The organism is Streptomyces sp. NPDC051740, assembly GCF_044453165.1.
In the GTDB taxonomy this organism is placed as follows: domain Bacteria; phylum Actinomycetota; class Actinomycetes; order Streptomycetales; family Streptomycetaceae; genus Streptomyces; species Streptomyces atrovirens.
This window is the reverse complement of record NZ_JBITCL010000009.1, coordinates 248,569-260,233: the sequence shown is the minus strand read 5'-3', so window position 1 is coordinate 260,233 and position 11,665 is coordinate 248,569. Positions and strand designations below refer to the sequence as shown.

The window sequence follows — 11,665 nt, the reverse complement described above, 5'->3', positions numbered from 1 at the left end:
CGGCCACGTCGGGGATGAGCCGGCTGTTCGAGCGATCCGCAAGCGTCAGAGCCGTGTTCACCGGCCTCACCGCCGCCGGCGGCGGAGTGTGCTGTCTACTCGACACCGAGAGCGACACCTTCCGAATATGCTGGCTGAACGGTCAGCCGGTCCAGGACACGGTTCCCGGCCCTCGTTTCGCCGACTACCGCGCTCTCGTGGAAAGTTGGTCCGAACGCCGAAGTCCTTCCGCGACGCGACCGGACATGAGCACTCGCTGCCGGAGCCAGGGGCCGCAGCTCCGCGGGGCGACCGCGACGCGAGCGGAAGCCCGCCCCCGGGGGTCTGTCAGTGCCCTGCGGCAGAGTGCCGTGCATGATCAACGATGTGGACAGTGTCGACTGGTCGTCGATGAGGCATGCGTACGGGCCGGCCGTGGACGTTCCGGTGTGGCTCCGGGCGATGGCCTCACCCGATTCCGAGGTCAGGGAGAGGGCGTTCGGCGATTTCTACAGTGCGGCCCACCACCAGGGTGACGTGTACGTGTGCACGGTGGCGAGTCTGCCGTTCCTGTTCGCGCTGGCCGACGATCCCGCGACCCCCGATCGTGCTTCCGTCATAGGGTTGTTGGTGAGTATCGGACGTGAATCCGTGGAGCGTGATGACGGCGGCATCCGATTCGCACCGGACGGCACCGCCTCGACGGCCTGCACGGACGGCGCGGCGATGATGCGCGACCGCTCCGAGGCGTTCGTCGCCTATGCGGCCGACGTGGACCCGGGCGTGCGGCGTGCGGCGATCGTGGGCCTGGGCCTCTTCCTCGACGACGCCGACCGCGCGGTCGGCGTCCTCCGCTCCCGGTTGCCCGCCGCGTCCGGGACCGTCGAACGGCTGCTCGTGGTCGAGACGACGGCCGACCTGGCGCTGCGGCTGCCCGCAGCGCGGGCCGACGCCACCGCCTGGCTCCGCGGTCTGGCCGACGACACCTCGGCGGACGCCGATGTCCGGCTCGCCGCCCTCGTCCACCACGCCCGCTGCGTCCCGGAAGCCGTCGGCGACGGCACCGTACCGGCGGCGATCGGCCTGTTGCGCCGGCTCACCCCCGCGCCGCCGCCCAGGACCGACGAGAAGCGGTGCCGGTCCGGTTCCGGTACCCGTGCGTGCACCCCCGCCCCCGACACGGCGTCCCCGGACACTCCGCCACAGATCGTCGCCGCGTTCGCCGACATGGACCGGCACAACCGTGTCCACGCGCCCACCACCCCACTGCTGCGCGCTCTCCACAGGGTGCTGGACCACCGCGTGCCCGAGCGTACGGCCCTGCTCACCGAGCAGCTGCGCAGCCCCGACCCGGCCGTCCGTTTCGACGCGATCGGCATGGCCCGGGACCTGATCGGCTCCTGGCGCGGGAACCACGCCCGCCTCGTCACGCTCGTCGCGGAGTGCCTGCTCCCCGACGACCCGTACACCGCGTTGGCGGCGGCGGAGGTCCTCGGATCTCTCATGCCCGTCACGGACAACGCCCGCGAAGCCCTCGCCGCCTTCGTCGCCGCACAGCGCACCGCGTACGGACCGGATGTGTGGGCGGCGCGCGATCCGCTGCTGCGCCGTGCCCACCAGGAGGCCGTGAGGGCACTGGCACGCCTCGACGACCCGCGCGCTCTGCCCGGGCTGCTGACGGCGCTGGACACGGACGTCGACGCCTGGCGCGCCGTTCAAGTCGCGGGTTGTCTGCGGCGGGGCGCGGACGAACTGGTGCCGCGGCTGTGCCGGCGTCTCGCCGCCGTCGACTTCTCGAAGCACGGGCCCGGCTTCGGCACCGGAGGCCTGACCTCCGCGCTGGCCGCGCTCGGCGACCCGGGCGCCGTCCCCGCGATCACACAGGCGGTCACCGCCGCGGTCCGGTACGAGCAGTGGCGTTCCGCCGCCGCCGCACTGGAGGCGCTCGCCTCGTTCGGCACCGACGCCGTATCGGCCCTGGACGTGGTCCGCCCGCTGGCCGACGCGCCGGACGTGGACCTCCGGGCAGCCGCGACGGCCGCTCTGTGGGAGCTCGAACGCGACCCGGCAGACATCGTGTCCCGACTGCACGACCTGCTCGGCAGCCACTGCAACCGCGATGCCGCTGACGTGCTGGGCCGGATCGGCCCGGCCGCCGTGACCGCACTGCCGCGGCTGAGGGAGATGCTGACCGCCGGCTACGAATGGACCCGTCTCCACGCCGCCATCGCGGTGTGGGACATCGCCGGTGAAGCGGAGGCCGACGGTGTCATCGGCACACTGCTCGAGGTGTGGGAGAAGAACGAGGCGACCGCGCACCACATCGTGATGTTCCTGGACCGTATGGGCCCGTCGGCAGCACCGGCCCTGCCCCGCCTTCGGGCGGAACTCGCGCGCGCCCGCCGTGACCGGGGTGTCGCCTCCGACGAAGAAGTGCAACGCGCCTGCCGCATCCTCCAGTTGCGTCTCGCCGCGCCGCAGGACCGGCAACGGAGACACTGGGAACTGATCCCGGGCGCCGGTGTGGGCCCGTTGCGCCTCGGGATGTCCCCGACCGAGGTCGCCCACGCGCTCCGGGAACCCGCGACACCGGTGGGCGGCCCCTACGCGCAGGAGAACTTCGCCACCGCAGGAGTGAGCGTCTTCTACAACGACGCGGGACACCTCGCGTGCGTCGCGCTCGGCGCGGCCACCGGCCCCCAGACCACCCTCGTCGGCGTCCCCTTGGCCGGGCAGGACCCGGAGCGGATGGAGCAGTGGCTCTTGGAGGACTACGCCGCCGAGCACGGGGCGACGATCCTGTTCACCCTCGACGGGTCGTTCGCCCTGACCGACCTCGGCCTCCTCATACGGACGCAACGGATCGGCGACACACGCCTCACCCGGCCGTTCATCGTGACCGAGGACTGGTTCGAGTCGACGTACCACCGCGATCACCTACCGCTGGAGGGCCCCCGACCGCAGGACGAGTACGGCGGGAACCCCGGCATGTGACCCCGTGAAGCGGAGTCCGCCCTTGGGGGACCTGACACAAGCCGCCGGCCGAGTGGCTGCCGGCTTGTCCGCCCGACGGCCGGACCGTGGGGACCGCCGAACCGAGCTCTCACGCCGGGCCGGTGGGCCGGGGCCGGCCGGCCCCGGTGCTCCCCTCCAGGGGACACCGGGCGGAAAGCCGCGCGGGGGCGCGGGCGTCAGTCATCGTACGACAGGCCGTGTCCGGAGCGGAAGAGGACCTTGGCCGGGTCGTCGGCCCGCTGGACGGGCACGGGCAGCTTGCCGCGCGGCTCGACCCGGCCGGCGATCACCCGGGCGGCGGCGCGCAGTTCGACCCCGGTCCAGCAGTAGGAGGCCAGTGAGGCCGGGACGGCGCCGAGGTGGGCGATGTCGTAGGGGTTGCGCACCGCGAGGTGGACGACGGGGACGCCCGTCGCGAGCAGTCGGGACACCAGGGTGCGCTGGGCGCTGGTGGCGCCGACGTTGTCGGTGGTGACCACCACCGCGTCCCGCCCCCGTGCGGCGGCCACGGCCTCGTCGATCTTCGCCGCGTCGGGTGCCCGGCCGGTGGCGAGGTGGGTGGTGCTGTAGCCCAGTTCGTCGAACGCCCTGGCCAGCTCGGGCACCGTGGTGCGGGTGTCGTCGGTCGGGAAGGCCGGGCTGGCGCCGACCACGAGCAGCTTCCTCTGCCGGCGGCGCAGCGGGAGCGTCTCGTCCTCGTTGACCAGCAGGGTGGTGGTGCGTTCGGCGATCCGGTCGGCGGTGCGCCGGTGGCTGCGGGCGCCGACGACCCGGTCGACCACCTTCGGGGAGACGTAGGGGCTGCCGCTGAGCAGGCCGGCCTTGTCCTTGACCCGCAGGATGCGCAGGACCGACTCGTCGAGCCGCTCCTCGGTGATCTCTCCGCTGCGCACGGCGGCCAGGACGCCGTTGTAGGCGACGTCGATGTCCGGCGGGAACAGCAGCTGGTCGGCGCCGGCCCTGAGGGCGAGGACGGGCACGCGGTCGTCGCCGTACTTGGTGCGTACGCCCTGCATGTTGAGGGCGTCGGTGACGATCACGCCGTCGAAGCCGAGTTCGCCGCGCAGCACGCCCTGGAGGATCGTGGGCGACAGGGTGGCCGGTTCGTTGCTGGGGTCGAGCGCGGGGACCTGGAGGTGCGCGGTCATGATCGAGTCGACGCCGGCGGCGATCGCGGCCTTGAAGGGCGGGGCGTCGACGCGCTCCCACTCCTCGCGGGTGTGGGTGATCACGGGCAGTCCGGTGTGGCTGTCCTCCCCGGTGTCCCCGTGGCCCGGGAAGTGCTTGGCGCAGGCCACGACGCCGGCCTGCTGGTAACCCGTCACCTGGGCCGCCACCATGCGGCCGACCGCGCGGGCGTCGGCGCCGAAGGAGCGGACGTTGATGATGGGGTTGGCCGGATTGACGTTGACGTCGGCGACCGGGGCGAAGTTCTGATGGATGCCCAGGGCGGCGAGTTCGGTGCCCGAGATCCGTCCGGCGGTGCGCGCGTCGGAGAGCGAGCGGCCCGCGCCGAGCGCCATCGCGCCCGGCAGCTGGGTGGCGCCGCTGCCGATGCGGACGTTGACCCCGTGCTCCTGGTCGATGGAGATCAGGGACGGGACGGGGGTGGGCAGGGCGAGTGAGGCCCGTTGCACACCGTTCGTCAGGTCCGCTACCTGGCGGGGGTCCTGGATGTTGTTCGTCCAGCCGTGGAAGTAGATGACACCGCCGATGTGGTACTTGGCGATGAGCTCGGCCACGGTGCGGACGCCGAGTTCCCCGAGGTTGCGGTCCTGGTCGAACCGGCTGGGAGAGGTCGCCGACGTACCGTAGAAGTACGGCACGAACAGCTGGCCGATCTTCGCCTCGATGCTCATCCTGGAGATGATCTTCTTGAGGCGGTTGTCGCGCCTGTGCGCGACCGCGGGGGTGGCCGCCACGCCCACGACGCCCGTCGTGCTCGCGGCGGCCACGGTCGCGGAGGCGAGAACCGTTCGTCTGGACAGATTCCGGTCCTGCATGCGGACATGCTCCTTCCAGCCTTGCCCGTCAAGGGAATCGAAGGGAACGCGAAGGACTCCGAACAGCGGGAAACGTAGCCCGCGGCTCACGGGCGGGGCAAGAGGTCTAGACAAAATAGGTCCAGACGGAACGAGGGCTCTCCTGCCGTCTGGATCAGGTGCCCTGAGCTGGGCCGACAACTGAAGATCATGCGGTGGCCGCAGGGCACGGCGTGGAGCCTGCCCGCCGGCGGGGGCGTTCGAGGTCCTGAGCGTCCCGGACGGCGAGACGGTTCGCGCGGATCGGTCCCGGCGCCGTGTGAGGGACTCGCTGTCGGACCTTCCGCGCAGGAACTGCTGGAGCGTCCGCATGACGAGGGCGCGGTGCCGGTCGTCGACGAGGCCGGGGACGTGCGGTCTCGGTGGCAGGCGTGTGACACGACGCCCGGCGTGAGTGCCGTTGATCGGGGTCCGTGCAGACGCGCCCCCAGGCGCCTTGGGTACGGGGAGGGGCGGACGGAGGTCCCGTGCGGGGCGGGTTCCCGCTGCGGTCGGCGCGGTGAGTGCCCGGCCGGGCGTGGCCGCCCCGTCGAGAGCGTTCCTCGCCCGGAGGGCTGTCACACCCCGGAGGGGAGCTCGGTCTTGTCGTCGGCGTTCCCCTCGGCTTGTGCGAGCCGTGAGCCGGCGCGACATCCCGCGGGTTTCCCCGTGTCCGGCGGGCCGCCGCCGTCACCGGTGCGGTCGGCACCGTCCCGGACAACCCCGCCACCCGAACCCGCACCCGTGACACCGGCGGCGCCCTCGGTGCCGCCGGTGTCACTGCCGGGGTCCGCCGCACCGTCGAACACACCGGAAGGACCACCTGATGACCGTTTCCACCGGCCCGGTCACCGGCACCGAACCCGCCCGCCACCCCTCCCGGTCGCCCCAGGAGGCCGACGGCATCCTCGACGCGGCGGCCTCGGCCCAGGCCGCCCGGCACCGGCGCGACATCACCGTCGGCCCTGCCGCCTGAACACCCCCCGGAGACCGCTGTGAACCACCCCACCGGCGAGCCATGCTTCGCCCCCTTCCCACCCGCCGTACTGCGGCCCGCCGAACTGACCGCCTTCAGCCGCGGCGCCCGCACCATCCCCCTGGTCACCAGGGGGTCGGCGCCGAGGTCTTCCTCACCGGCCAGACCCTCTTCGAGGGCGGTGCGGGCATCGCCCTGCACACCCACAACTGCCCCGAAAGCGTGATCGTCCTCGAAGGCGACGCCATCGTGGAGATCGACGGCACCGAACACCACGTCACCCGCTTCGGCACCACGTACGTCCCCGCCGGCACCCCCACCGTTTCCGCAACGCCTCCGCCAGCGAGCCCATGCGCATCCTGTGGATCTACGCCTCCGTCGACGCCACCCGCACTCTCGTGGAGACGGGCGTCACCGTGCGCGTCGACGCCGAGCACGACAGGGCCGCCGCCCACGACTGACACCACGACTCCCTGAAGGAAGACACCGCCGTGATCACCGAGATCGCCCGGATCGAGATCCGTCCGGGCCGGGAGGCGGACAGCCGATCCGCGGGCGTCCGGAGGAGGGCGAAGCCGGGCATCAGGCGGCGTCCTGGCCGATCACCTCAAGCTCTTGTTTCGACATGCTTCTATGTTGACGTTTTTCGATTCAAGGCGCAAGCTTGCATCAATGAACATCGATACAGGCCGTTCCGGGTCCATGCTGCGGCCCGCCACCTGGGAGTGAGTCATGAGCGAGCAGTCCACCGACCTGCGGGAAACCGTCCGTCAGCGGTATGCGGCGGCGGCAGTGAAGGTCACCGAGGGTGCCACCGCCTGTTGCGGGCCCGAGCCGGTCGAGGTCGACGAGGACTTCGGCTCCCCCCTGTACGCCGCCGACGATCGCGACGCGCTGCCGGCGGCAGCCGTCGCCGCCTCCCTCGGCTGCGGCAACCCCACCGCCGTGGCCGAACTGCGCGCGGGCGAGCGTGTTCTGGACCTGGGTTCCGGGGGAGGCATCGACGTCCTGCTCTCCGCCCGTCGCGTCGGACCGTCGGGGAGGGCGTACGGGCTGGACATGACCGACGAGATGCTCCAACTCGCCCTGTCCAACGCCGAGAAGGCGGGCGCGACGAACGTCGAGTTCCTCAAGGGCACCATCGAGGCCATCCCGCTGCCCGCGAACACCATCGACGTCGTGATCTCCAACTGTGTGATCAACCTGTCCACGGACAAGCCCGCCGTGTTCGCCGAGACGTTCCGGGTGCTGAAGCCCGGCGGCCGTATCGGCGTCTCCGACGTCGTGGCCGACGACACTCTCACGCCCGCCCAGCGGGGCGAGCGCGGCGACCACGCAGGCTGCATCGCGGGCGCGCTGTCCTTCGCCGAGTACCGGGAGGGCCTTCGGGCCGCAGGGTTCGCCGACATCGAGATCACCCCGACGCACGCCGTCGCCGACGGCATGCACTCCGCCATCGTCCGCGCCCTCAAGCCGGTGGCCGCTGACACCCGTTCCGAGGTGACGGAGTCGGCCGATGCCTGTTGCGGTGTGAACACCTGCTGCACCCCGGCCGAGACGTCCGCCGATCCCGCCCTGACCGTCGCCGAGGCCAAGAGCGCCTCCGGGTGCGGCTGCCGGAACTGACACCGGGCCCCCTGCCGGACGGCCCGCATCTGAGTCCGGCAGCCGGCCGGCTGGAGGCTGTCGGGGCAGGCTCCGGGTGACGCGCCCCTACCGACGCGGGAGGTCGCCCTCCTCGAAGGCGTGGACCTCGCCGAGCGTCCAGCCGTCAGCGGGGGCGTCGACCAGGGCCCGGTCGAAGAAGCGCACGGCGAAGCAGCCGCGGCGGCGACCGGCAGGCCGACGCCGCTCCACGCCACATCGTGTTCACCCCGCTGCGCCAAGCCCCGCGCACCCGGGCGTACTACGAACTCCGCACCCGGGAGGGCGAGACCCGGCGTGAGAACATCCGATGTCTCGGGCGGTATGCCGTCCGCGAGGTCTTCAACCTGGTCGGGACGGGTAACCGGCGTTCCCTGTTGTGCGGCCTGGCGAGGCTTCCGAGCGGGTGGTGTCTCGCCCGGTGCCGGCTCCTCCGCAGCGGTTCGGGCGTCCAGCCGCTGCCGGCGGGCGATCTGTGCCGCGGCGGCGACGTGGCCGACCGGGGCCTGGGCGAGTGGTCCCCGGGAGCGGTGCAGGAACGCCTGCCCGAGCGGCCGACCCGCCGTACGGAGGCACTCTCCGGTGCGAAATACTCTCCCGATGAGTTCACGCACTTCCCCGATCGGCCGGTCGATCACGATACGGAGGGCCGTCGCGCGGGATGCCAAACGGCTTACGCGGCTCGTGCGTGGCTCAGGCGCCTACGAGGGCAAGTACGCGGCCGCAGTCGCGGGCTACCGGGTCGGTCCTGATTACATCGAGGCGCACCGCGCCTTCGTGGCCGTCGGCGCCGACGAGCATGGAGGCCGGGTCCTCGGGTTCTACTCGCTCGTCCTCGCTCCGCCGGAGCTCGACCTGCTGTTCGTCGCGGACGAAGCGCAAGGACGGGGTATTGGACGGCTGCTCGTCGCGCACATGCAGTCCGAGGCCCGTGCCGCCGGGCTCGACCGTGTCAAGGTCGTGTCGCACGTTCCCGCCGAGGACTTCTACCACCGCGTCGGTGCGGTGCCGATCGGAACCGTGCCCGCGAACCCGCCCGCCGTGCCGTGGGACCGTCCCGAATTCGAGTTCCGCATTCCTTCGGAATGACGCGGTGTGCCGGTTCGCAGGGCACCGGCTTCGCCCGCATGGCGCACTCCGTGTGTGCCGTCGCCTCTGCCCTGACGGTCGGGGTTGCCCTTTGTGAGACCGCTCTTCCTGAAACGTGGCACTCCGAGTGGATCAATATCTGTGCTTGCGAAGTGAGGATGTGGCGGACCGTGTGGTGAGAGTTCTCGCCGTACGAGTGGAGCGAAGTCACGCAATGCGCACGGGGCGTTCCAGTTCCGTCAGGCTGCGGCCGGCCACGGTGGCGGGCGGGATGCCGACCGGCCGGCGGGCCGGCGCGCTGCGCGGCGGGGCCGAGTCGCCGTCGCGGCACCCGGACGACTCGAGGAGCTCATCGACCGTGGCGACTGCGGGCTGGACCATGTGGGCGTCACGGTGCCGGACGAGGCCGACCGGATGGCCGACACGGGTTTCCTGCCGAAAGTCACCGCGTTGCCCGACCGGGTGGTCCGGAGGGGCGGCGGATGCTGTTCTCCGCCGCCTTGGACCGTGGCGTCGGCCTGCTGGTCCGCCGCTGTCCGGCCGACCCCGTCGCGCATTCGGTCGACCCGTCGGCCGGTACGTCCACGACGACGGAGCACCACGTCCTGCACGTCCGTCGAAGACGGCGGTGAACCCTCCCGAGCGGGCGAAATCCGTCAGCAGGTTCGACACCCGCTGCCTCCGCGTGGCTGCGAGAGCCGGCCGACCGGTGATGACGGGGCCACCGGTGACCACGGTCGGGGACTCCGACCACTCCGATCGGCCTGCTCGGTCACCCCGGGATCGTCGAGAGCGGCGCAGCCCCTCGTGCCGCGCCTGTCAACGGCCGACCCGCGAGGCGTCGCGGCTGGAAGCGTCCGTCCCGGGCGGTGGTGTTCTTCGCGAGACGCGGTGTTGGCCGGTGCCCGCCGACGGTGGCCGCGGCGCAGTCGGCGACGTCACGCTCGGCCCGACGTGCTGCGCGGCGGTGGGTGACGGTGAGCGTCGGACGGGGCCTCGGAGCTGCTTGAACCACCCATGGGCCGGTCGAGGAGAACTACCTCGTCTTCGAACGAACGAAAATCTATGCCAGCCGGAGTAGACATTGGATAGCGGTGTGGTTATGGTTTCTCTCGTAGCCGAGATCGAGAGAGGCCCGGCAGAGATGAACTGCCGGGCAGCAGTGACGCAGGACGGTGCGGTGGTGGAGTTCCGAAGCCAAGGCGGTTGCAGGACGGTGACGGGACTGACGGCCGGACCGGGTGGCCCGCAGTGATCAGGGGCCGCCATGAGCGGTACCCAGCAGTGAAGTGGTGAGCGGTACCTCGGTGAAGGCGTCGGCTGCGGGCGCGCGCATCGGGAGGTTCGGCAGCGGGGTTCCAAGCCGGAACGGACGCAGGACGGGCGACGGGGCCGGCTGCCGAGGAGTGGCGCTGTCCGAGGCCACCAGCAGTTTGCGGTATCAGCAGTTCGCAGGTTCTGTCAGTGAGTAGTTGATCAAGAGGGAAGAACGGAGGAGCCGAGCGCCATCAGGATCGCCCGGGCGGAAGTCTTGGACCCGGGTACCGCAGGACATCGATAGTGAGGTGGTCTCCGGTCGAGCAACCGCGATCCCCGCGTCCCCGACAGTGTCTCGGTCGGGTCCGCGGAAACAGAGGGCCGGTGCAGTATCAGGGCCGGCAGATGGTGTAGTAGTTCCTTCGGGGCCCTGGTGCCGTACGGCACCAGGGCCCCTCGACGCGTTCCACAGAGAGGTGCAATGACAGCAGACGACACGTTCGGCCGTCTCGACGACGACGATTACCCCGCCTACACCATGGGCCGGGCCGCCGAGTTGCTCGGCACCACCCCTGCCTTCCTCCGCGCCCTCGGCGAAGCCCGCCTGATCACCCCCCTGCGCTCCGGAGGCGGCCACCGCCGCTACTCCCGCTACCAACTGCGTATCGCCGCCCGTGCCCGGGAACTCGTCGATCGGGGCACCCCCATCGAGGCTGCCTGCCGGATCGTCATCCTCGAAGACCAGCTCGAGGAAGCCCAGCGCATCAACGCCGAATATCGCCGTGCCGCCGAGTCGGTGAACCCGAGGGCAGCGGAATGAGATGAGCGTGCCCGTCAGCGCCGGCGGGCATCGCCCGCACGGTCCCGGTGTGCGGCGTGAACCTTTCCCATGGTGACGTGGTGTGTGGGCGTGTAACGTCTGTGTCAGCTGTCGTGGTTCGGAATTCCCTCCTGCCCACGCCTCTGGTGTGGGCGTTTTGCTGTGCTGTGCCGCAGGGACCAGGGCGATCACCTCCGTCTGCCACATGGAGTGGGAGGCGTTCATCGACTGGAAGGTACAAGACATGGCAACGGGAACTGTGAAGTGGTTCAACGCGGAGAAGGGCTTCGGCTTCATCGCCCAGGACGGCGGCGGCCCGGATGTCTTCGCGCACTACTCCGCGATCAACTCCACCGGCTTTCGTGAGCTCCAGGAGGGCCAGGCCGTGACGTTCGACGTCACCCAGGGCCAGAAGGGTCCGCAGGCCGAGAACATCAACCCGGCCTGACCTCGCAGACCTGCCCGAGGGATCGCGCACGCCACGTCAGGTGACCGCCGTGAGGACCCTGACGCCCACGTGGACGAAGGCGCCTGCTCTCGTGCCGGGCCGACGCAGGATCAGGGGCCGCGCAGCCATGCCATGGCTGCGCGGCCCCTGACCTGTGGAGGCCCGGGGCCGGTGCGACTTCGGCTTGGAACTTCCTGACCTCAGTCGCTGCAAGCGTCGCCGGCACGGGAGCCGCATGCCCTGCGCGGCTACCGTGCAGCGCCGGTGGCCGCGTAGCCGTCGGAGTGGGCGGCTGCGACCACTGCGGCGCCGGTGACGCCCTCCACATCGAGCCGGCCCGCCTCGAGCTGCGGAGCCAGGTCCAGTCGGTGTTCCAAGGAGTGCGTTGCCACCCCGGCCTGCCGGGGTGGCCCCTG

General features: G+C 71.3%; 9 protein-coding genes and 1 pseudogene. 7 read left to right on the top strand and 3 right to left on the bottom strand.

Features of this window, described 5'->3' with window-relative positions; all coding sequences use genetic code 11:
* The first annotated feature begins 354 nt into the window (after positions 1–354).
* Complete coding sequence (locus tag ACIA6T_RS18030) at positions 355–2,973, top strand: HEAT repeat domain-containing protein (RefSeq protein ID WP_399447434.1); 2,619 nt, start codon at positions 355–357, stop codon at positions 2,971–2,973.
* A 197-nt stretch (positions 2,974–3,170) separates the two neighbouring features.
* Here the strand turns inward: ACIA6T_RS18030 and ACIA6T_RS18025 are convergent, their stop codons facing one another.
* On the bottom strand, positions 3,171–4,997 hold the full coding sequence (locus ACIA6T_RS18025) for a glycoside hydrolase family 3 protein (RefSeq protein ID WP_399447433.1): 1,827 nt from the start codon (positions 4,995–4,997) through the stop codon (positions 3,171–3,173).
* 844 nt (positions 4,998–5,841) lie between these two features.
* On the opposite strand from ACIA6T_RS18025, the gene ACIA6T_RS18020 reads away from it, so the two are divergent.
* The gene (locus ACIA6T_RS18020) at positions 5,842–5,991 is read left to right on the top strand and encodes a hypothetical protein (RefSeq protein WP_399447432.1); all 150 of its coding nucleotides are present in this window, start codon (positions 5,842–5,844) and stop codon (positions 5,989–5,991) included.
* Positions 5,992–6,723: 732 nt separating this feature from the next.
* Positions 6,724–7,617, top strand: coding sequence for an arsenite methyltransferase (gene arsM / locus ACIA6T_RS18015; protein WP_399447431.1), 894 nt, complete (start codon positions 6,724–6,726; stop codon positions 7,615–7,617).
* Positions 7,618–7,704: 87 nt separating this feature from the next.
* On the opposite strand, the gene ACIA6T_RS18010 is transcribed toward arsM, so the two are convergent.
* Entirely contained in the window at positions 7,705–7,848 is a 144-nt protein-coding gene (locus ACIA6T_RS18010; protein WP_399447430.1) for a hypothetical protein, read from the bottom strand.
* Positions 7,849–8,235: 387 nt separating this feature from the next.
* On the opposite strand from ACIA6T_RS18010, the gene ACIA6T_RS18005 reads away from it, so the two are divergent.
* The 4 genes and pseudogenes from ACIA6T_RS18005 to ACIA6T_RS17990 all read left to right on the top strand — a co-directional run bounded on the left by ACIA6T_RS18005 (position 8,236) and on the right by ACIA6T_RS17990 (position 11,249).
* The gene (locus ACIA6T_RS18005; protein WP_399447429.1) at positions 8,236–8,724 is read left to right on the top strand and encodes a GNAT family N-acetyltransferase; all 489 of its coding nucleotides are present in this window, start codon (positions 8,236–8,238) and stop codon (positions 8,722–8,724) included.
* A gap of 235 nt (positions 8,725–8,959) precedes the next feature.
* Positions 8,960–9,338: pseudogene (locus ACIA6T_RS18000) on the top strand (DEAD/DEAH box helicase); the annotation flags it as partial.
* Positions 9,339–10,462: 1,124 nt separating this feature from the next.
* Positions 10,463–10,801, top strand: a complete 339-nt coding sequence (locus tag ACIA6T_RS17995) for a helix-turn-helix domain-containing protein (protein ID WP_399447428.1) — start codon at positions 10,463–10,465, stop codon at positions 10,799–10,801.
* Between the two features lie 244 nt (positions 10,802–11,045).
* Positions 11,046–11,249, top strand: coding sequence for a cold-shock protein (locus ACIA6T_RS17990; RefSeq protein ID WP_123545149.1), 204 nt, complete (start codon positions 11,046–11,048; stop codon positions 11,247–11,249).
* A 248-nt stretch (positions 11,250–11,497) separates the two neighbouring features.
* On the opposite strand, the gene ACIA6T_RS17985 is transcribed toward ACIA6T_RS17990, so the two are convergent.
* A complete protein-coding gene (locus ACIA6T_RS17985; RefSeq protein ID WP_399447427.1) occupies positions 11,498–11,626 on the bottom strand; it encodes a hypothetical protein in 129 nt (42 codons plus the stop codon).
* Positions 11,627–11,665: the final 39 nt, after the last annotated feature.